Origin of the sequence: Prosthecobacter sp. (assembly GCF_020439865.1) — a bacterium.
In the GTDB taxonomy this organism is placed as follows: Bacteria; Verrucomicrobiota; Verrucomicrobiia; order Verrucomicrobiales; family Verrucomicrobiaceae; genus Prosthecobacter.
On the sequence record NZ_JAGRPF010000051.1, the window covers coordinates 1 to 23,380 of the forward strand.

General features: G+C 59.1%; 18 protein-coding genes. 3 read left to right on the forward strand and 15 right to left on the reverse strand.

Features of this window, described 5'->3' with window-relative positions; genetic code table 11:
- On the reverse strand, window positions 1-502 hold a 502-nt coding region (locus KDL09_RS04685; protein WP_345781071.1), incomplete at its 3' end, for a radical SAM protein.
- Window positions 503-548: 46 nt separating this feature from the next.
- Window positions 549-896, reverse strand: coding sequence for a VOC family protein (locus KDL09_RS04690; protein WP_294382009.1), 348 nt, complete (start codon window positions 894-896; stop codon window positions 549-551).
- An 89-nt stretch (window positions 897-985) separates the two neighbouring features.
- Here KDL09_RS04690 and dacB point away from each other — a divergent pair, with 89 nt between their 5' ends.
- On the forward strand, window positions 986-2,371 hold the full coding sequence (gene dacB, locus KDL09_RS04695) for a D-alanyl-D-alanine carboxypeptidase/D-alanyl-D-alanine-endopeptidase (RefSeq protein WP_294382012.1): 1,386 nt from the start codon (window positions 986-988) through the stop codon (window positions 2,369-2,371).
- Between the two features lie 3 nt (window positions 2,372-2,374).
- Here the strand turns inward: dacB and KDL09_RS04700 are convergent, their stop codons facing one another.
- The 5 genes from KDL09_RS04700 to KDL09_RS04720 form a co-directional block, all read right to left on the reverse strand.
- A complete protein-coding gene (locus KDL09_RS04700; RefSeq protein WP_294382015.1) occupies window positions 2,375-3,007 on the reverse strand; it encodes a DUF1080 domain-containing protein in 633 nt (210 codons plus the stop codon).
- A 70-nt stretch (window positions 3,008-3,077) separates the two neighbouring features.
- On the reverse strand, window positions 3,078-4,586 hold the full coding sequence (locus tag KDL09_RS04705) for an efflux transporter outer membrane subunit (protein WP_294382017.1): 1,509 nt from the start codon (window positions 4,584-4,586) through the stop codon (window positions 3,078-3,080).
- A gap of 24 nt (window positions 4,587-4,610) precedes the next feature.
- The gene (locus KDL09_RS04710) at window positions 4,611-7,775 is read right to left on the reverse strand and encodes an efflux RND transporter permease subunit (protein ID WP_294382019.1); all 3,165 of its coding nucleotides are present in this window, start codon (window positions 7,773-7,775) and stop codon (window positions 4,611-4,613) included.
- Between the two features lie 15 nt (window positions 7,776-7,790).
- Window positions 7,791-8,918 carry an efflux RND transporter periplasmic adaptor subunit gene (locus KDL09_RS04715; protein ID WP_294382022.1) on the reverse strand — a complete coding sequence of 376 codons (1,128 nt, stop codon included), beginning with the start codon at window positions 8,916-8,918 and terminating at the stop codon, window positions 7,791-7,793.
- 701 nt (window positions 8,919-9,619) lie between these two features.
- Window positions 9,620-10,618 (reverse strand): LacI family DNA-binding transcriptional regulator, encoded by a 999-nt coding sequence (locus tag KDL09_RS04720; protein WP_294382024.1) that lies wholly within the window; start codon window positions 10,616-10,618, stop codon window positions 9,620-9,622.
- 85 nt (window positions 10,619-10,703) lie between these two features.
- Between KDL09_RS04720 and KDL09_RS04725 the strand changes: the two genes are divergently transcribed.
- Window positions 10,704-13,037, forward strand: a complete 2,334-nt coding sequence (locus KDL09_RS04725) for an FAD-dependent oxidoreductase (protein WP_294382025.1) — start codon at window positions 10,704-10,706, stop codon at window positions 13,035-13,037.
- Between the two features lie 70 nt (window positions 13,038-13,107).
- Here the strand turns inward: KDL09_RS04725 and KDL09_RS04730 are convergent, their stop codons facing one another.
- From KDL09_RS04730 to KDL09_RS04750, 5 genes are all read right to left on the reverse strand, one after another.
- Window positions 13,108-13,962, reverse strand: coding sequence for a metal ABC transporter permease (locus tag KDL09_RS04730; RefSeq protein WP_294382027.1), 855 nt, complete (start codon window positions 13,960-13,962; stop codon window positions 13,108-13,110).
- A 6-nt stretch (window positions 13,963-13,968) separates the two neighbouring features.
- On the reverse strand, window positions 13,969-14,766 hold the full coding sequence (locus tag KDL09_RS04735; RefSeq protein WP_294382029.1) for a metal ABC transporter ATP-binding protein: 798 nt from the start codon (window positions 14,764-14,766) through the stop codon (window positions 13,969-13,971).
- Window positions 14,763-15,188, reverse strand: coding sequence for a hypothetical protein (locus KDL09_RS04740; protein WP_294382032.1), 426 nt, complete (start codon window positions 15,186-15,188; stop codon window positions 14,763-14,765). The genes KDL09_RS04735 and KDL09_RS04740 overlap by 4 nt, the downstream gene beginning before the upstream one ends.
- A 3-nt stretch (window positions 15,189-15,191) precedes the next feature.
- Window positions 15,192-16,106 (reverse strand): metal ABC transporter substrate-binding protein, encoded by a 915-nt coding sequence (locus tag KDL09_RS04745; protein ID WP_294382035.1) that lies wholly within the window; start codon window positions 16,104-16,106, stop codon window positions 15,192-15,194.
- A gap of 76 nt (window positions 16,107-16,182) precedes the next feature.
- Complete coding sequence (locus tag KDL09_RS04750; protein ID WP_294382038.1) at window positions 16,183-16,692, reverse strand: hypothetical protein; 510 nt, start codon at window positions 16,690-16,692, stop codon at window positions 16,183-16,185.
- A 61-nt stretch (window positions 16,693-16,753) separates the two neighbouring features.
- Here KDL09_RS04750 and KDL09_RS04755 point away from each other — a divergent pair, with 61 nt between their 5' ends.
- Entirely contained in the window at window positions 16,754-18,187 is a 1,434-nt protein-coding gene (locus tag KDL09_RS04755; RefSeq protein WP_294382041.1) for a protein adenylyltransferase SelO, read from the forward strand.
- 9 nt (window positions 18,188-18,196) lie between these two features.
- On the opposite strand, the gene KDL09_RS04760 is transcribed toward KDL09_RS04755, so the two are convergent.
- The 3 genes from KDL09_RS04760 to KDL09_RS04770 are packed head-to-tail and all read right to left on the reverse strand — an operon-like array spanning window position 18,197 to window position 23,165.
- Window positions 18,197-21,274, reverse strand: a complete 3,078-nt coding sequence (locus tag KDL09_RS04760) for an error-prone DNA polymerase (protein ID WP_294382044.1) — start codon at window positions 21,272-21,274, stop codon at window positions 18,197-18,199.
- Window positions 21,267-22,715: a DNA polymerase Y family protein gene (locus tag KDL09_RS04765; RefSeq protein WP_294382046.1), complete on the reverse strand. Its 1,449-nt coding sequence runs from the start codon at window positions 22,713-22,715 to the stop codon at window positions 21,267-21,269. The genes KDL09_RS04760 and KDL09_RS04765 overlap by 8 nt, the downstream gene beginning before the upstream one ends.
- Before the next feature lie 24 nt (window positions 22,716-22,739).
- Entirely contained in the window at window positions 22,740-23,165 is a 426-nt protein-coding gene (locus tag KDL09_RS04770; protein WP_294382049.1) for a hypothetical protein, read from the reverse strand.
- Between the last annotated feature and the right edge of the window lie 215 nt (window positions 23,166-23,380).

The following is a 23,380-nucleotide window of genomic DNA, read 5'->3' on the forward strand; positions in this document are numbered from 1 at the left end:
CGTAGGTCTCCTGATAGACGACGAGGCCTTCTGCACCCGCCTTGACCATACGCTCATACTCCGGCGCCTCCATGGGTCCGACCTCGATGCCGATCGTCGGCACCAAGTCACGCAGCGCACGGATGCACTCCTCGAGATAACCTTCGCTGACAAAGCGCGGATGCTCGCCCGCCACGAGCAGGATGTTGCGGAAGCCCTGCTCGACGAGATGCTTTGCCTCGGCGATGACCTGATCCACCGTCAGCGTCACGCGCAGGATCGCGTTGTTGTCGCGCGAGAAGCCGCAGTAGCTGCAGTTGTTCACGCATTCGTTCGAGACATACAGCGGCGCGAACAGCCGCATCGTCTTCCCAAAATTTCGCCGCGTGATGATCTGCGACTCGCGCGCCATCGCCTCGATCTGCGCCGGTGCCTTGGGCTCCAGCAACGCCGCAAACCGCTCCATCAGCGGCGATTTGCGCGCCGGGAGGGCATCAAGCGTGGGAATGAAGGAGGTTTGCATCGGGGCTGCTTTGAATAATCCGCAATCCGGCCTCTGCAATCCACAATCACCCAACATACTGAGTGATGAACACCTCGTTCCCCTCGGCATCGCGGAAGACACCCAGCAGGATCGGTTCGCCTTCGCGCTGCTGGGGGGATTGCAGGATCTTGGCGCCTGCCCTGGCGATCTTGTCCGCCATCGCCAGCACGTCCCCGTATTGAAAGCTGAGTCCCGTCGGATTTCGCGAGCCGTCGTGGCCTCCATGCAGGGCGATGATGGCATCGCCGTGACGAAGTTCAGTCCAGAAATCGCTCACAAAAATCTCGTCGAGGCCGATCACATCACGGTAAAAAGCCACGGCACGCTTCATGTCGGCGGCCATCAGCATGAACTTCACTTTCTCGGGTTTCATGGCGGCGAATTAGAGCCGTTCACCGAAGTTCCGCAATTCCCGGCTTTCGCCGGGCTTGGTCCTATGTCGTTTCCGGTTACAATCAGCCCATGCTGAAAAACATCATTCTCATGCTGCTGGCCTCCGCCCTGGCCGCTTTGCTGCTGCTGCGTCGCGAGGTTGTGCCCGTGCCTGCGCCCCCGGAGCCACCAGCACCGCGTTTTCCTGAACTGGCGTCGTTGCTGAACGAAGCGCGTGCGAATCCGGCGCTCGCCGGAGCTGCCGTCGGCTTCTGCCTCATCGACTCGAAAGGCGAGGTGGTGGAGGAGGACCATGCGGAGACGGCCTTCATCCCTGCGTCCAGTCTCAAAACACTCACCACCGCCACCGCACTTGAGATCCTTGGCCCGGACTTTCATTTCTCGACCACGCTCAAAGCCACCGCGCCCATCGAAGCGGGTGTTCTCCGTGGTGATCTCGTCATCGTTGGTGGAGGTGATCCGATGCTGTCGATGGAAGACTTGGAGACGTGGGCGAAAGAACTGAAGAAGCGCGGCCTGCGCATGGTCACCGGTCGTGTGCGTGGTGATGCCCGCATCTTCTCCGGCAGTCTCTACGGCGACTTTTGGAACTGGGGCGATATCGGCAACGGCTACGGCAGCGGCGTGGCCGGTCTCAATCTGAATCACAACCGATACGCGCTCGCTTTTCGCGCAGGCGAAACAGTCGGCTCACCGGCAACACTGCTGGGCATCAGTGTCGACGTGCCGGAGGTCGATTGGAGCAACGAAGTCACCACCGGCGCCAAGGATTCCGGTGATGGTGTCGTCATTCATGGCGGTGAGAAAACGAACGCGATTCACCTGCGCGGCACCGTGCCGCTGGGTGCGGAGAAGTTTGGGGTGAACGGCGCCGTGCCTGATCCCGTGCGCTTTGCCACGCATCAGTTCAGTCAAATACTGGCTGCCCAAGGTGTTCAAATCGGCGGGGGCAAGGTCAGCGAGGCCGAACCCAAGCACGAACTCATCAAACACGATTCGCCGCCGCTGATTGAAATCATCAAAAGCATCCACGCCACTTCCGACAACCAAGAAACCGAATGCGTCTATCGCATGCTCGGCGTGAAGGCTGGCAAAGCGCCCGATGTGGTGATTCGTGAGCATTGGAAACCTCGCGGCCTCGATTTCATCGGGCTGCGCATGGAAGACGGCTGCGGCCTCGCACGTGCCGATTTCATTCGCCCGCTCGATCTCGCCCGTCTGCAGTTTCTCGCCGGAACCGGGCCGCAGGGTGCTGCGTACAAGGACTCGCTGCTCGCGAAAGACGGCCTGCGCTGGAAAGGCGGTGCCATGTCCGGCATCCGCACCTACACCGGCTTCGCGCAGAGCAAATCCGGTGGGGAATTCTGCTACGCGCTCATGGTGAACCATTACCTTGATGGCAAGACAGTCTCCGAATTTAGCCAGCGCGTGATGGATGCGATGACGGGGCTGTGAGGACTACTTCAGTTCCTGAATTCGCAGGTTGCGGAACTTGTAGGTCTGCCCTTTCTCGCCGTGATGCTGGATGGCGATCACGCCGCTGGCGTCGACGTCGTCTTCCACGCCGGTCGTCAGCACGCCGTTGACGAAAATCTTGAGGCTCTTGCCGCGGCACTCGATGCGGTAGGTGTTCCAGTCATTGCGCTTGAATGCATCGCCCGCACGGGCACGGAAGGCGTCTTCGCTCTCCTTGTTGCCCTTGATCGGGCTGATGAACCACATGCGGCGGCCTTCATCATACAAACCGCCGCTCCACTTGCGCTTCGGGTCGCCGTCCACCTCGGCCTGATAGCCGAAGACCTTGTTCTTCTCAACATGCGCACGGAACATGAAGCCGCTGTTCGCCTGGCCTTCGGGCAGCAGGATGTCGGCTTCAAAAATGAAGTCGCCGTAGGTCTTCTCGGTCACGACAAAGAACTTCTTCTCGCCCGTTAGGTGAATCTCGCCGTTCACGACTTCGATTTGTCCCCAGTCATACGGATTCTTCCAGCCTGCCATCGTCTTGCCATCAAACAATGACACCCAGTCCTCCGCGAGGGCAGGAATGGAAACGGCGAGGGCGAGAGCGGCGAGGAGGAGATGCTTTTTCATGTTGGAAGCTGGATCAAAGCCACACATGAGGCTGCGTCAATGTATCCTGTGTCGCTTGCTTTACTTGATCCTAGGTTCCGCCACGAAGGGTTCCGGCAACCTTCGGGATGGCCATTTTGGTGGAGTTTCCTGAGCCGCTGTCACGATTGTAGCCGCCGCCCAGAGCTTTGTATGCCTTCACATAGGCGCTGAGCTGCTGCTGCTTGAGTTCAATGAGATCGAGTTTCGATTCGAGCGCGTCACGCTGGGTGAACAGCACTTCGGTGTAGTCCGCCCGGGCGTTGTTGAAGAGCTGCCCGGCGATCGAGATGGAGTCATAGAGCGCCTGCACCTGCTGGCTCTTGAGGTTGAAGCTCTGGCTGTAGTTTCTGATTTGAGCCATCTGGTTCACGACCTCGACGTAAGCCTTGAGGACAGTCTGCTGGTAGGTGTAGATCGCTCCCACCTGGCGCGCGGTAGCGCCGTTGTAGGCTGCTTTGATGGCGCTCCTGTTGATCAGCGGAGCCATCACGTTCGAAGCGGCACCATAGATGACGGATGCCGGCGCATTGAATGCGGATCCCAGAGTGAAGGAGTTCAAGCCGAGTGCAGCGGATATATTGAGAGACGGGTAGAAACGCGCGGCGGCGGCTTTTACCTCCAGACCGGCTGCCACCAGTTCCATTTCCGCCTGACGGACGTCAGGTCTGTTCCGCAACAACTCCGCCGGCAGTCCTGCATGTACACCGGTCAACATCAGGTTGTCGAAACCCGAGGTGCTGCGTTTGACCCGCTGAGGATAGCGACCGGCGAGGTAATTGAGCTTGTTTTCCGTCACGATGATCTGCTGCTGAATCTTATAGAGACGGCTTCGGTTCTTCAGCACTTCGGCTTCGAATCGTTTCACTGCGAGTTCAGTCACACGCCCGCCCGCCTTCTGCAGTCTCACCGCTTCAAGCGCGCTTTGCTGGACCTCAATCATGGATTTGAGAATGGCCAGCTGGTTGTCCAGTGCGAGCAGCTCGTAATAAGAGTTGGCGATCTCCGCGACGATGTTCGTCACCATGAAGTTCCGCCCTTGCTGGGTGGCAAGGTAACGCAGAATCGCCGCGTCCCGCTCATTGCGGAGCTTTCGCCAGATATCCACCTCCCACTCGAAATCTGCACCTAGTGCAAAATTGGGAAGAGGAGAAGGGATCTTGCCGCCCGGCTTGATCTCATTGTTGATGTTGTCTTCGACTGCTCCGTCACGCGTGTAGCGTCCCACCTTGTCCAGGCCGGCGCTGCTGCCGAAGGTGAGGAATGGGAAAATGGCCCCCTTGCGTCCCAGCACCTCGCTCTTGGACACTGCGATCTCCTGCAGGAGGATGTTCAGCTCCTGGTTGTTCTCCAATGCGGTGCCGATGAGGGAGGTCAGGTTGGGATCTTTGAAGTACTCCCGCCAGCCTACCAATGCGGTGTTCTTCGAAGCTTCGGCGATGGGGTACTTGGCAGGCAGGGGCGGGTCACTCATCGGCAGGCCGCCTCGTTTGAGTGAAACACACCCCTGGACCGTCAGGAACAGGCACATGGCACCTGCTGTCAGAAAACTCTTTTTCATGGATTTGATCTTCATTTTAAAGTGTCAGTCGTACTCTCCTCGTTCACTCAGCGGTGTTTCGGACTCGTCAGGGAGGAGTTTCCCTCGGGAGGCGATTGTTCCGAAAATGTAATACAGTCCGGGAACCACCAGCAGGCCCATCATCGTTCCCAGGAACATGCCGCCGGCCGCCGAGGCACCGATGGTTTTGTTGGCGATGGCTCCTGCACCGTGCGCGCGAAGCAGCGGAACCATGCCGGCGATGAACGCAAACGAGGTCATCAGAATCGGCCGGAGCCTCACCCGGGCGCCTTCGATGGCCGCCTCGAGGATGCTGAGCCCCTCTTGATGCCTTTGCTGGGCAAATTCGACGATCAGGATCGCGTTTTTGCCCAGGAGGCCCACAAGCATGATGATGCCCACCTGCGCGTAGATGTCGTTGTTCAATCCCATGCCTTTCAAAAGGAGGAAGGAACCCATCACACCGATGGGCAGCGAGAGAATTACAGCCATGGGCAGGGTGAAGCTTTCGTACTGGCCCACCAGCACCATGTAAACGAAGGCCAGAACGATGATGAAGATGTAAATGGATTCGTTCCCGCGCGCGACTTCGTCAAAAGACAGGCCGAGCCAGCCGATGCCAAAGCCGCGCGGCAGGACTTCCTTCGCCGCAGCCTCGATCGCCTTGATCGCATCGCCGCTGCTGTAGCCGTCAGCGGGAGCACACTGAATGGTCGGAGCCGGGTAGACATTGTATCGGGTGATCTCATTCAGGCCCTGCTTTGGCACCAGTTTCATGAAGGCTGAATAGGGAACCATCTCGCCCCTGTCGTTGGCGACATACAGATCCTGGAGATCCTTCGGCAGTTTGCGGTACTTGGGCTCGGCCTGCACATACAGCTTGAAGAACTGGCCGAACTTGATGAAGCCCTGCTCGTAGGTGCTTCCGATCATGATGCCAAGATTGTCCATCGCCTTGCCGATGGAGACGCCTTTTTGCATCGCCACCTTGTTGTCGATGATGATCTCCTGCTGTGGATAGGCTGAGCTGAAGAACGTGAACACACCGCGCAGCTCCTTGCGCTTGAGCAGCGCCTCCATGAACTCGTTGGTCACCACCTGCAGCCGGTCGTAGTCGCCGGTGTTGGTCTTGTCCAGCATTCGGAACGAAATGCCGCCGGCCGCGCCGTAGCCGGGCACTGCCGGAGGTTCGTAGAACTCGAGGTTCACACCGGCGATCTCTTTGCACTTCTCCTCCAGTTCAGCGATGATTTCAGGCGCTGTTTTTTTGCGCTCCGACCAGTTCTTGAGGTTGATCAGACAGGTGCCGGCGTTGGAACCACGGCCTTCGGTCAGCACTTCGTAACCTGCGAGGGACGTCACAGACGTCACGCCCTCGATCTGCTTGGCGATCTTCTCCAGTTCGACGGACTTTTGATACGTTCTCTCCAGGGTTGATCCGGGAGGAGTCTGTAGAATCGCATAGATCATGCCCTGGTCTTCCGCCGGGATGAATCCGGCGGCGAGCTGCTGGTTGATGAAATAGATGGCCGCCGCCGCCGCTCCCAAAACGCCGAACGTCAGGATTCGGCGATGAACGATCCGTTTGAGAAGCGCGACGTAAATGTCGGTGACTTTCTCGAACACGATGTTGAAGCCATGGAGCAACCACCCGATCGGCCCTTTGGGGCTGTGATGATGGTCCGGCTTTCTCAGGATCATGGCGCACAAGACCGGCGTGAGTGAGAGTGCCATGACGCCCGATAGTACAATCGCCACCGCCATGGTGATGGAGAACTGTCTGTAGAAGACACCCACAGGACCGCTCATGAAGGTAACTGGAACGAACACGGCGGTCATGACGAGCGTGATCGCGATTACGGCACCGGAGATTTCGTGCAGCACCATCTGTGTCGCACGATACGGCGACATGTCGGTTCCATGCATCTTGGCGTGCACGGCCTCTACCACGACGATGGGGTCGTCCACCACGATGCCGATGGCCAGCACCAGCGCGAAGAGCGTGATCAGATTGATGGTCACGCCGAACTGCTGCATCAGGAAGAAGGCGCCCACCAACGAGACCGGCACGGCGAGGGTCGGAATGAGAGTGGAACGCCAGTCTCCCAGGAACACGAACACCACCAGAGCCACGAGGACGAATGCCTCGATCAGCGTGTGGAGCACCTGCTCAATGGATGCGTCGAGGAAGTTCGACACGTCATAACTGATCTCGTAGTCCATGCCCGGAGGGAACATGTCCTTTTTGAACTCCCCGAGTTTCTCCTTGAGCTCCTTGATGACCTCGTGGGCGTTGGTGCCAAAGCTCTGTTTGATCACGATGGCGGCGGAAGGATGACCGTCGATATCTGAATAAAGATCATAGAACTCACTGCCGAGTTCGACTGAGGCCACGTCTTTGAGGCGCAGCAGCTCCCCTTTCTCAGTCGCCCGCAGAATGACGTTTTCATACTGCTCGGCCTCATTGTATCGTCCTATGTAAGTCAGCACATATTCCAATGACTGCGAGGTCTTGCTGTCTGCTCGTCCTATTCGTCCGGGAGATCCGATCATGCTCTGCTCCTTGAGCGCCTCCATGACCTCCTCTGTGGCGACGTTGTAGGCGCGCATGCGGTCCGGCTTGAGCCAGATTCGCATCGCGTACTGACGTGTGCCCAGGATCTTGACGAATCCGACCCCGCGGGTGCGCTGCAGCTCCGGCACAAGGTTGATGTACCCGTAGTTGAACAGGAACTTCATGTCCGCGTTTTTGTCCGTGCTGTAGAGGTTCACGAACATCAGCATGTTCGGAGTGAGGTTCATCACGATGATGCCCTCCCGCTGAACCAGCGGGGGAAGGCGGCTCATCACCTGGTTGACGCGGTTCATCACGTTCACCGTCGCCTGGTTGGGATCGGTGCCCATGTGGAAGATGACCTGAATGGTCGCCTCGCCCGCGCTGGTGGCGTCGGAGGTCATGTATTTCATGTCCGGCACCCCGTTGATGGAGCGCTCGAGCGGAATCAGGCACGACTCTTCGAGCACTTTCGCGCTCGCGCCGGGGTAGTCCAGAGTCACCATGACCACCACGGGGGCCACGTCAGGGAACTGGGAGATGGGCAGCGTGACGATCGAAAGCGTGCCCAGGAACAGGATGATCAGCGAGATCACGATGGCCAGTGCAGGCCTGTGCAGGATCTTCGTAAACATGGTCAGATGGGATGGTTATTCCGCCCGGAGCTTCAGGTGCTTGATGGCTTCCGCCGGTTCCTCAAATTCATACTGGGCCTTCTCGCCGTTTCGGGCGTGCCTCAATCCTTCCAGGACGATCTTGTCGTTCTCGTTCAGACCGTCGCTGACGATGAAAAGATCTTCCAGTTCCTCCTCAATCTGGATGCGCTGCTGCGACACGATGTCGTCCTTGTCCACGACGAACACATAGTGGTGGTCCAGGATTTCATAGGTGCACTTCTGCGGGATCAGCAGCGCACCTTTGACCAATTTTTTCATCTGAATGTTGCCGGTCTCGCCGTGTCTGAGAAGACCTTCGGGATTCGGGAAATCGGCCCGGAACATGATGGTGCCGGTCTGGTTGTTAAACTCCGCCTCGATCGCGTTGATTTTTCCCCGGTGCCTGAACGTCGCGCCGTTGGCCATGACGAGTTCGACGGCCTTTCTTTCCTCAGGCTGTTCTTGGGAGACATAGTCCAGATACTCGGCCTCAGGGACGTTGAAGTAGACCCACATCTCGCTGTTGTCGGACAAGGTGGTCAGCAGGTCGCCTTCTTCCACCAGGCTACCCTGCCGCACGAGCAGGCGGTCAAGCAGTCCGGAAAACGGAGCTTTGATGTTGGTGAAGCCCAGATGTGTTTGGGCCAGGTTCACCTCCGCCTGGGCCTTCTCCAGTTCGGCCTTTGCGATCGCCAGTTCCTGCTCGGAAACCACCTTGCTGTCCGCCAGTCGTTTTGTGTTCAGGTATTTCACTTCGGCGACACGGGCCTCAGCTTCCGCCTTTCTCAACTCGGCCTGGTAAACAAGCGGCAGAATCTTGAACATCGGCGCGCCTTCCTTGATTCGTTGGCCTTCTTTGACGTGGGTTGCGTCCAGATAGCCACGTTCCAAGGCTCGAATCTCAATGTTTTGGATGGAATGGATCTGGCACACGTAGTCACGCGTGACGATCGTGTCCTTTTTCAGTGGTCGGGTCACGATCAGCTTTGACTCTTCCTCGTCGTGCTCATGCACCTCCGCATGTCCCTCATGACATCCGCTCAGTAAAACAGCGGACAGCATGCCGGTGAGCATCAACAGTTTCCAATTGGCGGAGTTCGGTGTTTCGGTCTTTTTCATCATGGTAAGATCACGCTTTCGCGCGGTTGAGGACGCTGTTGCTGCAAAGATCAAATGCCGACGATTCGGCGAGGTGATTGACGGGCCGCTTAAGTTTGCGGTTCATCAGTGCTCGGGTGAGCAATTCTTCAGCGGCAGTTGTCCGGACAGGACTGCTGTCACTTGAGCGAGGGTGATGTGGGGCTTTCATGCGGTTTTATTCAGCACACCCTTCATCATTCGTGTGATGAATGACGCAGTAGTCTTGTGCATGCCTTATATTCGCTTGTGCTTGCAGCCGGCCATGTCCCCTCTGCGGGGTAAATTGCGTTGTGCCCTGAGGGGGGTGAGGCGCACATGTGTGGATTGATGTGTTCAATGTGGCTGAAAAGAAGGCAAAGGTTCCCCTCATCAGTTGCGGTCTTCGTTGCATCCTTCACGGCGCCTTCGGCTTTCGTTCGTGTGATTGCGAAGACGACCGGCATGATGGGGCGCTTCTTGAGGGTGTTTGCAGGACCATTGATCTGGTGGCAGCTGCATTCGATCCAATGCATATTTTGGCGGAAATCGTTCGTTTGGATCAAAGTGTTCTCGTGAGGCATTCGACGTGTCGCTTGATCACGTCAGCATTCCTCCCCTTTGCTGCGAGAGGATCACGAAACAGCCCTGGAAGTCACCCAAACCACAGAAATACTAGCCGCCTCGGCTGGGTTCGGCACTCATGGTCAATCGTGGGCTGTCCGCCACACGCCTTCGGTCATGACAATCTTGGGCGAGTCAGGAACGCCTCGCTCGTTTTGCTGATACTGCGTCACGAGGAGATCGACGGCGGCGGCGCCGAGAACGCCGGCCTTCTGGTCGATTCCGGCAACCTTCGGTTCGTCGGAGCGCCAGGCCAGCGTGATGTGGCGCGGTCGGCGGTTCTTGGGCACTGCTTCGAGCCAGTTTTTAACTACGTGACCTGCGTCGATCACCACGTCAGGTTTCGCGACATCCAGCCATTTGAGGAAGTCCGCGCGTGAGGTGGTTTTGCGCAGGGCCAGCAGTTTGCCCGGATCAGTCATGGGGTGATGCGCCAGAAAGCTGGCCGACCACGCGCGGAACATGCGTTCGTTGATTGTGCTGCCGCAGTAGAAGCCGATGCGTTTGTATCTCTGCTTCTTCAGCATGCGCAGCGCTGTCATCATGCCGAGGTAATGATGGTGATGAACGCGATGAAGTTGCGGGCGCGCAAAGCCGAGGCCGATGACGACGCTGCTGAATTTTTCCCAGGCCATCGAGACATGACCGCGGCTGCGTGACACCAGCGGCGAAAGGATGAAGCCGGGAACGCCGCGTGCTTCGAGAATGCCGGACAGGCGGCGCGCCGTCATTCCTCGTGATTCCAGATGAAACTCCTCAAGCTGGAAGCCGAGTTTTTTCGCCTGTCGGTGCGCCCCGAGCACGAGTTGCTGCGACCACGATGACTTCGCAATTTCTCCCGGCTCACGTTCCGCCCAGATAAAGGCGAGCGTGCGAGGTGAGGCGGCCTTGCGCACGCGCCGCATGTGCGTCATGAGCTTGGCGATTTCGGGATCCGGCTGGTAACCGAGCTGGGCGGCTGTTTTGACGATTCGGTCCCGCAATTCGCCCGACACGTGCTTCCCGCCGCGCAACGCGCGGGAGACGGTCATCTTTGAGACGCCCAGCTCACGGGCGATGTCGGCCAGGGTGGGGCGGGACATGGCTGTTACCGTAACAGAAGCGAATTGATTGCGCCAACAGCCTGTGTTCGTTTATGGCTGCCCGTCTCACCCAACCCCGACCGTCATGAAACACGTCCTTTTTGCCTCCCTCCTCGCCATCTCTGCTGCCGGCGCGCAGCCGAAGTGGATCGAAGCCGAATCCTTTGCCAATCCCGGCGGCTGGGTGCTGGACACGCAGTTCATCGACATCATGGGATCGCCCTACCTGATGGCACACGGCATGGGCAAGCCGGTGAAGGACGCGGAAACGGAAGTCGAACTGCCGGCAGGCGAATACACGCTCTGGGCGCGTGTGAAGAACTGGGTGGGACCATGGGATGCAAAAGGGACGCCGGGACGTTTTGAGATTCTCGTGAACGGCGAAACGCTGAAGCACGAGTTTGGTGTCACCGGCAAAGACTGGCAGTGGGAGAAGGCGGGACCGGTGAAGGTGTCCGGCAAAACGAAGATCGCGCTGCATGACCTCACGGGCTTCGATGGTCGCGTCGATGCGCTCATTTTGAGCAGCGATGCCGGATTCACGCCGTCGAATGATGTTGCAGCGACGAACAAGATGCGCCGCGAGCTGCTCGGCCTGCCGGACAAGGCGCCGGAGACGAGCGAGTATGATCTCGTCGTCGTCGGTGGTGGTTATTCCGGCATGGGCGCGGCGATCTCGGGAGCACGTCAGGGATTGAAGGTGGCTTTCATTCAGGATCGCCCCGTGCTGGGCGGCAATGGATCGAGCGAGATTCAGGTCTGGGCACAGGGCGGCACGCGTCGCGGCCTGTATCCGCATCTGGGCGAGATCGTGGAGGAGTTCGCCGACCGCGCCAGCAACAGCCCGGCGGCGGATCCGCAGGAGTTCAATGACAAGCTCAAGGAGGACACCGTGCGTGCGGAGAAGACGACGGACCTTTTCCTCAACACGCATGTCTATGGCGTGGAGATGGCCAAGGACGGCAAGAACATCCGCAGCGTGATCGGTTTGAACACGAAGACCGGCACGGAGACGCGGTTCGTCGGCAAGCTGTTCGTGGATTGCACCGGTCACGGCACCGTGGGCGCGCTGGCGGGGGCGGAGTTCATGATGGAGGAAAAAGGTCGCATGGGCATGAGCAACATGTGGGTCATGAAGAACCTGCACAAACCTGTCTCATGGCCGAAGACGCCTTGGGCGCTGCCTCTCACGTTGGAAGACTTCCCGGAACCGAAGGCGATGGCTCCTGTCGGCAAAAAGAATGCGGCGAACCAGTCCGGCTTCGATCTCGGCTACAATCCGGTGCCAAATCCCGAGGAGTACGTTCACGGTGAGTGGTTCTGGGAAAGCGGCTTCGACAAGCACCCGATCAATGATCTCGAACTCATCCGCGATCACAACTTCCGCGCAGTCTATGGCGCGGTGTCGGCGTTGAAGACGCTCAAAGCCGACAAGTATGCCGATTACGATCTCACCTGGCTCGCGTTCATTGGCGGCCCGCGTGAAAGCCGCCGCATCGTCGGTGACATGATCCTCAACGGCGAGGACATGGTGAAAGGTGTCATCTATCCGGACGGCTGCGTGCCGACGACTTGGGATCAGGACCTTCATTACCCGAAGGAGCAGTATGCGAAGAACTTCCCTGACAATCCCTTCATCAGCCGCGCTGAATTCGGCAAGCACACGGATCGCAAGAACGGCTATCCGGTGCCCTACCGCTGCTTCTACTCGAAGGACATCGGCAACCTCTTCATGGCCGGTCGCACGATCAGCGTGGAGCGTCATGCGCTTGGCTCGACTCGCGTCATGCGTACATGCGGCATGATGGGAGAGGTCGTCGGCAAGGCTGCCTGGATTTGCGTGCGCCATCACACCACACCGCGCGGTGTTTATGAGCAGTATCTCGACATCCTGAAGGACCTCATGAGCCAGCCCGGCGCGATGCGTCGCGACACCCTCGAAGGCAATCTCTACATGCCCGCTAATGCGAAGAAGTTGCCCGAAGTGGCGCAGGACGGTATCAATCCCGCGAAGCTCGTAGGCATCGTCATTGACGACAAAGAGGCGGAACTGAACGGCAAGTGGGCCCACGGTGAAGGCCTGAAGCCTTTTGTCGGCGAATACTACAGCTATGGCAGTGAAAAGGGCGCCAGCGCTCGCTTTGCCTTCAGCGTGAAGCAGAGCGGCAACTACGAGGTCCGCATCTTCTTCCAGCCGCATGAAAATCGCGCGAAGGCTGCGCCGGTGACCGTGTTGAGCGCCGACGGTGAGAAGACGCAGACGGTGGACCAGACGAAGAAGGCTCCGCTGCCTCAGGGCGCTTACAGCCTCGGCACTTTCAAGTTCAATGCAGGCGAAGAAGCCGCGGTCATCTTCCGCACCACCGGTGCGGGTGGCAATGTGCATCTCGACGCAGTGCAGGTGCTTCCTGCGAAGTGATCAAGGAGCGGGGGACTCTGTCCCCCAGTTTGAAAACCAGAAGGGGGACGGAGTCCCCCAATCCTTGGTGTTACGCCACACTTCCTCGTTTGCTGAACAGGCCGTATTTTGGACTGAAGATGTAGGCGAGGAGGAAGAAAGAGCCGAGCACGATGACGATCGTGGAACTGGGGCTCCAGCCGAGCGGATAGGCGAGGAAGAAGGCGATCATGGAGCCGAGGGCACCCAGGATGCCGCCGCCCCAGAAAAGGGCGCGGGCGTTGTTGGTCAGCAGATACATCGTGGCGGCCGGGGCCACCATGAGGCCGACACTGAGGATGCAACCGACTGCCTGCAAGGATGACACGAGCACCAGGATCGTGACGGCGAAGGTGGCGTAGTTCAGCAGTCGAACCGGAACACCAAGGCTGGCGGCAATGTTGGGCTCGAAGAGGTAGATAATCAGCGGTCGTTGCAGCGCGGTGAGCGTGATAACGGCGATGGCGCTGATACCGAAGGCGATCCACAAATCCGAGTCGGCCATGCCGATGATGCTGCCGAAAAGCCACTCATCGAGTTTCTGACGCACGTTCAAACCTCGCAGGATCTGCAGGCCGACCGCGAAGGCTGTGGTGTAGAGCACGCCCATGGCGGTGTCCTGATCCAGTCGCGACGTGCGTGAGAGGAAGATCGAGCCGAGACCGACGATGAGCGCGGCGAAGATGGCACCGACAAGCGCGCTCCATTGCGAAAGACCGGCGATCAGGACGGCGACGGCGAGGCCGGGAAGCAGCGAGTGCGAGATGGTACCGATCTTGAGCGCCGACTTGCGTAGCACGACGAAGGCGCTGACGAATCCGTTGGCGAAGCCGATCATCAAGCATGCGAGCAGCGCGCGCTTGGCGATGGGTTCAGCGAGGAAGTCGGTGATCGTGGGCAGCGGCATGCGGGTCTAGTTTCGGATTGCCTGATCCGGGTTGTCGTAGGCGCTGGCGACGTTCGCGGGCGTGAATGCCTCGGCGACAGGGCCGAACACGATTTGATGACGGCGAATGAGCAGGACGTCGTCGAAGTTGCCCTTGACCGTCTGTAGATCGTGATGGCTGGCGATGAGGAGTCGGCCTTCGGCGGTAAGTTCCTTGAACAGGCGGCTCAGATTTTCCTGCGCCGGTTTGTCGAGACCGGTGAAGGGTTCGTCCAAAAGCAAAACGTGAGCTTCCTGGGCGAGCGCACGCGCGATGAAGGCGCGCTGCTGCTGGCCGCCGGAGAGCGCGCTGATCTGGCGGTCCTGAAGATCGCGCAGTTCCATGCTGGTGAGTGCACGCTCGACGATGTCGGCATCGTGGCGCGAATACTGGCGCCACCAGCCGAGGTTCGGATAGCGTCCCATTTCGACGAGACCGCGCACGGTGATGGGAAAGTTCCAGTCGATGTCGCCCCGTTGCGGCAGGTAGGCGATTTCATGGCTGCTGCGGGTGAGCGGTTTGCCACGCCAGAGGATCTTGCCGCTGTCGCCGGCGATGAGCCCTGCGAGAGATTTGAGCAGCGTGCTTTTGCCGGCGCCGTTCGGGCCGATCAATGCCATGCTGCGTCCGCACTCAGTGGCAAAATTGATTTTTTCCAGCGCCCGCACCTCCTGATACTGCACACCGAGATCGATGACCTCGAGGCGATGGTGTTGCGTATGCTTGCAGCCGCCGCCCCAGCAGACGTGCTCCTTGGTATGGTCATGGGAGGCTGCGGCACTCATTTCCAGGAGAAGGTGATGACTTCGTCGAAGGTTCCTGCTGAAGACCAGCGCGTCTCGCTGCGTGAATCAAGGCCATCGGGTTCGATCTCGAGCGTGACGGCGGTGTCGGGCGTGTTGTCCGGCCACGTCGCGTTCAGGAAGACGTCAAAACCCTCCTTGGGTGAAGCAACCTTCGCGTCGATTTCCATGGGAGACTCGCCAATCTCGGTGATCAGTTCCTTATCGTCGATTTTGAGGCTGAGCCGGGTGGGACGATGGGCATAGCGCAGACGCAGGAGCGCCTTCACCGTCAGTTCCTCCTTCTTCTCCGGTCTGGCGACCGGTTTGACCGGCGCATTACCCGTCAGATGACTCAACGGCACGGCCAGCACGATGAACGTTAGCACGAGCAGAAAGATCTGAATGGGAGGAAATCCGCGCATGGTTCAGTTCGCGGAGGCCGGGGCCAGGGCGGCGACGATGGCGCGCACATTGTGGGCGAGCATGGTCTCAAAGGTGTGCGCGTTCTTCGCCGTGCCGTCGGCGATGAGCGGGTCGCCGATCTTCACGCCTGTGCTGCGGGCGATTTCGGCGAGCACCTTGGGATTGGCCTGATCTTCGGGGAAGATGGCCTTGATGCCATGCTCGCGGATTTCCTCGATCGTTTCGGCGATGTGGCTGGATGAAGCGTCATCATTGCGGCCGATGCCGAGCACGGACATGGATTCAAAGCCGAACTCCTTGCAGAAGTAGCCGAAGGCGGCGTGCGCGGTGACGAGCTTGCGATCCTTGCGGTCGATTTTGGCGACTTCCTTCTGGGCCCATTTTTTGAGTTCGTCGAAGCGCTTGGAGGCCGCTTTGGCTCCGGCTTCGTAAGCAGCTTCGTTGGCGGGATCGGCGGCGCTGAGTACATCGGACATGATGCGTGCGGCGCGCTTCATGTTTTCGGCGCTGTGCCACCAATGCGGGTCGAACTCGCCGTGGTGATGATCGTGCTCGGCATGGTCGTGCTCCTCATGGCAGACGAAGGGGATGGAAGGAATTTTTTCGCCGACCTCGACGAGTTTGACACCGCTGCCGAGGCTGTCGCGCAGCTTGTCGAGGTAGGTTTCGAGTTCCTTGCCGGAGGCGAGCAGCAGTTTGGAGCCGCGCATCGCCGCGATGTCCTTGGGCGCGGGCTCGAAGTGATGGATGTCGCCGCCGGGTTTGAGAATGTCGATGACCTCGACGTTCGCACCCCCGACCTGCCGAGCCAGATCTGACACGATGGGGTGCAGCGAAGCGACTTTGAGCGGGGCGGCCTGAAGTACGGCGTGGCCGAGTGAGAACAGCAGCGCAAGAACTGCGAGGGTGGTTTTCATGGCGGTGACTGGTTGGGGACCAGTAGCCGTCAACCGTTGTTGTTGCAACTTGATTGCGAATTTGGCCTTCAGCGGGTTACTTTCGCCTACTTGTCTTCTTTTCCAGTTTCAGCCCCGCCTCAATGATCTGGCTGCGCAGCTTTTCCAAGCAGGCCTTCCAAGTGGCCGGGCTGATCGGGAGGTAGCGCTCGGTGCCGTCGGGGAAGCGTTTGGTCTCAAAGATGTTGCTCGGCTGCTGGATGAGGTCGTCGTAGAGGCCGTGGATGAAAAAGGTGCGCGCGTCGGCGCCGTCCGGCCATGGACTGGGCTGGCCTTCGGCCTCGCGAATGGCGGCCTCGATGGCGCTGAGAATTTCGACGGGATTGAGCGTGATTTTGAGCGGCGCGCCGGATTGCAAGTAATCGGCGATGGCGATCTGCACCTTGGCGATGACGGTCTGAATCTGACGCAGGTCGGCAGTCGCTTCGCCAGCGATGAGTTGCTTCAACTCAAGCTTGGCGCGCGTGGCTTTCTTGGGACGTTTCGTGGCCATCCCCAGCAGTTTGCACCGAATGTCCGCCAGGCCAAGAGCGGGACAGCATTTCATGATGAAATTCGCAACCGCGAGGATGGCGGCAGCGCATCTCTGGGGTAAGTGCTCTCCTTTCATGCCCGCTTCTTCTGACCCCTCTTCTCCGCCAACCGGTTGGCGCTTCGATCACTCGTATGCGCGGCTGCCGCAGGCGTTTCATGTGCGGATCGATCCGACACCGGTGCCTGAACCGAAGATGGTGGTATTGAATCGCCCGTTGGCGGAATCGTTGGGTTTGAATGCCGATGCCTTGGACGATGCGGCGGTCTTTGCAGGCAACGAACTGCCGCCCGGTGCCGAACCGCTGGCGCAGGCTTATGCAGGCCATCAATACGCTCACTTCACGATGTTGGGAGATGGGCGCGCGATCCTGCTAGGCGAACAAATCACGCCAAACGGCGAACGGTTTGACATCCAGCTTAAAGGGCCTGGGCCAACGCCGTTCTCGCGTCGTGGTGACGGTCGCGCTGCATTAGGGCCGATGCTGCGCGAATACATCATCAGCGAGGCGATGCACGCGCTGGGCATCCCGACGACGCGCAGCCTTGCTGTGGCAGCGACCGGTGAAAAAGTCTGGCGGCAGGATGGGGGACTGCCCGGTGCCGTGCTGACGCGTGTGGCGGCCAGTCACATCCGCGTGGGCACTTTCGAGTATGCGGCGGCCCGGGGAGAGAAGGAGGTGCTCAAGGCGCTCGCGGATCACACGAGGCAGCGTCACTACCCGGAGATCGATGATGGATACGACGCCTTGTTTGAAGCTGTGATGGAACGCCAGGCCCCGCTGCTCGCGAAATGGATGCACGTAGGCTTCATCCATGGCGTGATGAACACGGACAACATGGCGCTCAGCGGCGAGACGATCGACTATGGCCCCTGCGCCTTCATGGACGCCTATGATCCGGCCACGGTGTTCAGCTCGATTGATCGCAACGGACGCTACGCGTATGGTAACCAGCCACACATCGCGCAGTGGAATCTCGCACGGCTTGCCGAGGCCATGCTGCCGTTGTTCCATGATGATGAAAAGCAGGCCGTCGAAATCGCCAACGGCCTGATTTCGAAATTCGAGGGCCGGTTCAAACATCACTGGCTTGCTGGCATGCGTGCCAAACTGGGACTCTTCACGGAAGAAGCCGATGACACGGAGTTGATCCAATCCCTGCTTGAGTGGATGCGGGATACGAAGGCCGACTTCACCAACACTTTTCGCGATCTGACGAATGGTCGCCTAGAACCGATGGAATGGCATCAGCGCTGGTCCGAGCGGCTCAAACGACAGCCGCAATCACCCGAGGAAGTGACTGAGCTGATGCGACGCAGCAATCCCGCCTTCATCCCGCGGAATCACAAGGTCGAGGAAGCGCTGAGCGCCGCCTCAGATCATGGCGATCTGAATCCCATGCAGCGTTTGCTGACGGTGCTCGCCGATCCCTTCGATCACGCGCAGGACATGCCTGAATACAGCCAGCCTTCGGAGCAGGAATCGTATCAAACGTTTTGTGGAACCTGAGCGACTCAGTCACCCGAAGTCATGTGACTTGACGCTTACACGACGTGTTTCGTCGTAGCGGTAGGCGATGATAGTTTGGGCGAGCACAGTCGTGGTGCCGTCCACGCGCTGGAGTTTGCCCGTGATCTTCAAAAATGGCTCCTGGGTGATGACAAGACGGCGTTTTTCGAAGAGTTCACTCGGTACGAAGGCGTTCGCGATGCCAGTTTCATCTTCGAGACTGATGAAGCAGTGCCCCTTCGCCGTGCCGGGGCGCTGGCGGCAGATGACCATTCCGATGATCGTCACACGCGGGCCGTTGCGCATGGTATTCAAGCCTGCGGCTGTCACCGCACAAGGAATCTGTGAGCGGACGAGTGCCATGGGATGTGGTCCAACGGTGAGCGTGGTGGTTTGATAATCGCTCTCCAGTCGGTCGCCGGGGGTCATCATCGTCAAGGGGGGCTCGCATGAGCCTTCGAGGCCGTTGAGAAGGTCGTCATGCAGCGGTGCTTCGACTTCCCACAGAGCACTGCGACGATGATGGCCGAGAGCATTGAGCGCTCCGGCCTGCGCAAGCACGCGGCGTTCGTCCTTGGCAAGGGCGCATCGCTTCAGGAAGTCGTTCGTGTGTTTCCATGCCGCCTTTTTTCTTTGCTCGATGATTTGTGTCAATGAGGCACGACTCACACCACGCAGTTGATTCAAGCCAAGTCGAAGCGTTTCATCGTCTATGACGGTGCATTCGATCTCGGAGGCGACGACGCACACGGGAAGGATGCGCAGGCCGTGCTGCTTCGCATCACGCACGAGCGTGGCGCTGGAGTAGAAGCCCATCGGTTGGCAATTGAGCAGAGAAGCATAGAACTCTGCGGCACGATGCACTTTGAGCCACACGCTGGCGTAGGCGAGCAGGGCGAAGCTGATGGCATGACTTTCCGGGAAACCGTAGAGGGCAAAGCTGCGAATGCTTTTCACGATGCGATCCTGAATGGCGGGATCGACGCTTTTGCGAGTCATCGCGGCGGTGAGTTTGTCGAGCGCCTTCGTCATGCGCTCCTCGCTGCGGTGAAAGCTCATCGCGCGGCGAAGTTCCTCCGCTTCGCTGCCGGAAAAGTCGGCGATGATCATGGCCATCTTGAGCACCTGCTCCTGAAACAGTGGCACACCGAGCGTGCGACCGAGCACAGGCTCGAAGTCGGGATGGATGTAGTCGATGGGCTCCTTGCCGCTGCGGCGGTTCAGGTATGGGTGCACCATCTTGCCGACGATGGGGCCGGGCCGGATGATGGCGACTTCGACGACGAGATCGTAGAAGCACGCCGGCTTCATGCGCGGCAACGTGGCCATCTGTGCGCGGCTTTCGATCTGGAAAACGCCCACGGTGTCCGCCCGCTGCATCATCTCGAAGGTGGCGGGATCATCCTTCGGGAGTTGAGCGAGATCGACAGGTCTGCCGCGTGAGGCGCTGACTTCGATCGTCTTTTCTATCGCCGCCATCATGCCGAGGCCTAGCAGGTCCACCTTGATGATGCCAAGATCCTCGCAGTCGTCCTTGTCCCACTGCACGACGACGCGTCCCGGCATACTCGCCGGCTCCAGAGGAACTATTTTGTCCAAACCTGCGGTGCAGAGAACCATTCCGCCGCTGTGCTGTCCCAGATGGCGCGGCAGGCCATAGGCGAGGTGGTAGAGCTTGATCAACGCAGGCAGGCGTGGGTGTCCTTGTGGCAGACCGGCGCGGCGGATTTGCTCATCGAGCTTCAGAGTGTGCGGGAAGTCTCCGTTCGCATAGAGATCGCTGAAACGCTCGATGACGTCTTGTGGGAGGTGCAGCACCTTGCCCATCTCGCGCATGGCGCTGCGGCCGCGGTAGGTGATGACATTTGCCGTCATCGCGGCTCCATGCGGTGCGAAGCGGCGATACACTTCCTGGATGACGCGTTCACGCTGATCGCCGCTCGGAAGATCGAGATCGATGTCCGGCCATGAACTGCGGCCTTCGCTCAGGAAGCGCTCAAACAGCAGACGTTGAGCGATGGGATCGACATTCGTAATGCCGAGGCTGTAACACACCGCGCTGTTCGCCGCACTGCCGCGGCCCTGCACGAGAATGCCGTTCTGTTTGGCCCAGCGAACAATGTCCCAGACGACGAGGAAGTAGCCGCTGAAACCGAGCTTGGAAATGAGCGCGAGTTCGTGGTCCAGCTGCCGCCGCACCTCGGGTGTGATTTTTTGATAACGTTCACGTGCGCCGATGTCGGTGCGTTCGCGCAGGAAGCTGTCCTGCGAATGTTCCGGTGACGTGGGATACTGTGGGAACTCATAGCCGAGGTTTTCGAGACTGAACTCGACGCTCCCGGCCACACGCAGCGTGTTTGTGATGGCATCCGGCATGTCCGCAAACAGTTCGCGCATCTGCGCAGCGGATTTCAGGCAGCGCTCGGAGTTTGGTGCGAGAAGGAGACCTGCTTCATCAAGGATGGTGTGATGTCGCAACGCGGTGAAGGCATCCTGCAGCATGCGTCCATCAGGTTTCGCATAGAGTGGCGCGTTAGAGGCGATCACGGGCAGATTTGCAGCCTGCGCGAGATCACAGAGCCTGCGCACGCGGATGTTTTCGCGAGGAACGCGGTGGCGTGAGATTTCGACGAAGACGTGCTGTGCTCCGAACAAGAGCTTGAGCTTCTCCAAGCTCTCCAGAGGTTCGTCTTGATTCAAAATGCCATCTTCATCACCGGTGAGTACGGTGAGACCGTTGGCGAATTTTTCCAGCGCAGACCACGAGACGCGGCTTTCGCCCTTCGCGGCGCTCAAATGTGCCTGTGTGAGGATCTGGCAGAGGTTTTGATAACCGGTCCGCGTGCGCACGATCACGGGCAGCACGCAGCCGCATTCCATCGTGAGTTCGCAGCCGACGATCGCCTGAAGGCCAAGTTCTTTTGCTTTATGATGTGCGCGTGCGGAGCCGTAAACGCCGTCGCGATCGGTGCATGCGAGATGTGTCATGCCCAGTTCGACTGCGCGTGTGACCATCTCCTCGGGTGACGAGGCACCCCGCAGGAAAGAGAAGGCGCTGCGGGCGTGAAGTTCGACAAAGTCAGGCATACATGCCCTCCACACGCCATGAGTGATGATCGCGCACGAGCCGGTAAAGCGTGCCGTCCTCCGTGGACGCATCCCAAATTTCATGCTGCCAAGCCTGCTGGACATCCCACCACTCGCCGGAGAGAAACCATGGGCCGCTGGCGGCGATGAGCGGCATGGTTTCATGATCTAGATGCAGTGTCACCGGACGCTGATCATGCCAGAAAAGCCGCACCGGCTTTGGCGGTCGAAAGCGCAGCAGGGGAGGGCTCTTTTGCAATTCAGGAACGGGTGTTGCGGGAGCTTCGAGGAAATTCACCACGCGAAACGCATCCGTCCGACGCGACGGCAGCAACTCGGTGCGACCGACACGTCCTTTGCCGAGCAGTGCTTCTATGGCGGAGAGTGTTTCGGCGAAACGGTTCGGGTCGCGCAGGCCTTGATCGAAAAGGCTGCCCTGGCTGGCGGAAGCACGCACGGGTGTGATTTCCAATGCGACGAAGACAACCGGGGCGGCGGCCTTGAGGCTTTCGAGCGAGGTTTCGAGAAGACGCAGCAGGACGGCTTCATCGCGAGTGGGTTCTGCGATGCGCAGATGCCGCTCATGCATGCTGCGATCATCAAAACGCAGATGCAGCAGCAATGCGCCCGCAACACGCCACATGCCGGCGAGACGTGTGCAAAGTCGCCCAATCATTCCGCGCAGGAGGTGCATGAGCGGTTCCAGGCATTCGATGGGTGATTCGATTTCGGCTTCTTCGCGGAACAACACCGGCGGGCGGACGAGACGCAGCAGGCGGTCTTTGCCACCATGAGCGAGGTCGTGCAGCGCGAGACCTTCGGTTCCGAGACGGCGGGTAATTTCACTCTTTGGCAGAGCCACGAATTGTCCCAGCGTGCTCATCCCCCACAGGTGCAGCAGGTGAAGGAGATCAGGATTTTGGCAAAGAATCGTTAGAGGCAGTTCACGCAGCGCTTCTTTGCCATCGTGAATCACGCGCACAGGATCGGCGATGTGTGCGGCGAGCACGGCGAGATCGGCTTTCTCCGCGAGACCGACGCGCGCTTCATTCGTGATGGAGATGACGTCGTGGTGCATCTGCAAGCCGAGATCATTCCAGGCGTCACGCAGGCGACTGTGCGTGAGATCCAGCACACACAGGCCGGGCCTGGTGGATTCGTAATCGGGCGTCCAGCTTTCGGCGAGGTGAAGAAGGCGGGATTGCAATTCCTGCTCCGCCTTTTCATCGCGATAAAGCAACCGCAGCCGCGGGCAGCGTGCCTGCGCTTGGGAAACTGTCATACCAATCCGCGCGCCTTCATTTTCGGCTGATGCCGAGACGTCGAGCAGTCTGGCATCATCAGGACTGTCACGTTGCAGTGCCAGGACGGCGGTGCGCTCGTGCTGGATCACACGCAGCGCCTGCAGGACAAATCTTGGAAGCCACCAAGCGGCAAACATGATAAGGCACGGGTGAAAGCTGCGTCATGCTGCAAGTCCGATGGATGCGGGAGAATGTCTGCCATCCGACATCCAGCGTTGCGCTGCACACGCGACGATTTTGCATGGCGAAAACACCGCCACCGCAGCACCACCACGCTCGGCGAGCATGCGTAGGCGGTGCCAGACGCTGGAGGGCAGCGCGAAAAGCTCACGTTGCGGCAGCAGTCGCAGATCTATGAGTACGATCGGCAGATTGCCGTCCCGTAGGAGCAGATCGGCGGCGCGAATCGCCTCACTGGCCTTGCTGCAGCGGATCCAGAGCAGGCGCAGGAGGTCCGCAGCATTGAGACTGGCAGGCTCGAAAGCATCCGCACCATCAATGAGGGCGGCTTTTTGCCCATGAAGGAACTGCTGTATTACCAAGCTGGTGGCCAAGCCCACGATTTCCACGAGCCTGCCGGGGACCAAGGCGGGGCAGGAGCTTGCGAGCTTAGAATGGTGAAAAACAGGAGCTGCATTGGGAAAGCGTTCGTGAAGGAGTGCTCGAAGTTGAAGTGTAGATACTTTCACGTGTTCATAAGAACACTTAAAATAAGAAGAGTCAATGAGGGTGGAGGTTCGAATTGCGTATTAAATACAAATTAATTGCAAGAGTAATATTGTTGCAATAAAGAGCAGCAATG

What these genes read in the sequence shown, in the direction of transcription:
- KDL09_RS04690 (WP_294382009.1), bottom strand. Translation starts at nt 896, where the DNA reads ATGAAACCCGAGAAAGTGAAGTTCATGCTGATGGCCGCCGACATGAAG.
- dacB (WP_294382012.1), top strand. Translation starts at nt 986, where the DNA reads ATGCTGAAAAACATCATTCTCATGCTGCTGGCCTCCGCCCTGGCCGCT.
- KDL09_RS04700 (WP_294382015.1), bottom strand. Translation starts at nt 3,007, where the DNA reads ATGAAAAAGCATCTCCTCCTCGCCGCTCTCGCCCTCGCCGTTTCCATT.
- KDL09_RS04705 (WP_294382017.1), bottom strand. Translation starts at nt 4,586, where the DNA reads ATGAAAAAGAGTTTTCTGACAGCAGGTGCCATGTGCCTGTTCCTGACG.
- KDL09_RS04710 (WP_294382019.1), bottom strand. Translation starts at nt 7,775, where the DNA reads ATGTTTACGAAGATCCTGCACAGGCCTGCACTGGCCATCGTGATCTCG.
- KDL09_RS04715 (WP_294382022.1), bottom strand. Translation starts at nt 8,918, where the DNA reads ATGATGAAAAAGACCGAAACACCGAACTCCGCCAATTGGAAACTGTTG.
- KDL09_RS04720 (WP_294382024.1), bottom strand. Translation starts at nt 10,618, where the DNA reads ATGTCCCGCCCCACCCTGGCCGACATCGCCCGTGAGCTGGGCGTCTCA.
- KDL09_RS04725 (WP_294382025.1), top strand. Translation starts at nt 10,704, where the DNA reads ATGAAACACGTCCTTTTTGCCTCCCTCCTCGCCATCTCTGCTGCCGGC.
- KDL09_RS04730 (WP_294382027.1), bottom strand. Translation starts at nt 13,962, where the DNA reads ATGCCGCTGCCCACGATCACCGACTTCCTCGCTGAACCCATCGCCAAG.
- KDL09_RS04735 (WP_294382029.1), bottom strand. Translation starts at nt 14,766, where the DNA reads ATGAGTGCCGCAGCCTCCCATGACCATACCAAGGAGCACGTCTGCTGG.
- KDL09_RS04740 (WP_294382032.1), bottom strand. Translation starts at nt 15,188, where the DNA reads ATGCGCGGATTTCCTCCCATTCAGATCTTTCTGCTCGTGCTAACGTTC.
- KDL09_RS04745 (WP_294382035.1), bottom strand. Translation starts at nt 16,106, where the DNA reads ATGAAAACCACCCTCGCAGTTCTTGCGCTGCTGTTCTCACTCGGCCAC.
- KDL09_RS04750 (WP_294382038.1), bottom strand. Translation starts at nt 16,692, where the DNA reads ATGAAATGCTGTCCCGCTCTTGGCCTGGCGGACATTCGGTGCAAACTG.
- KDL09_RS04755 (WP_294382041.1), top strand. Translation starts at nt 16,754, where the DNA reads ATGCCCGCTTCTTCTGACCCCTCTTCTCCGCCAACCGGTTGGCGCTTC.
- KDL09_RS04760 (WP_294382044.1), bottom strand. Translation starts at nt 21,274, where the DNA reads ATGCCTGACTTTGTCGAACTTCACGCCCGCAGCGCCTTCTCTTTCCTG.
- KDL09_RS04765 (WP_294382046.1), bottom strand. Translation starts at nt 22,715, where the DNA reads ATGTTTGCCGCTTGGTGGCTTCCAAGATTTGTCCTGCAGGCGCTGCGT.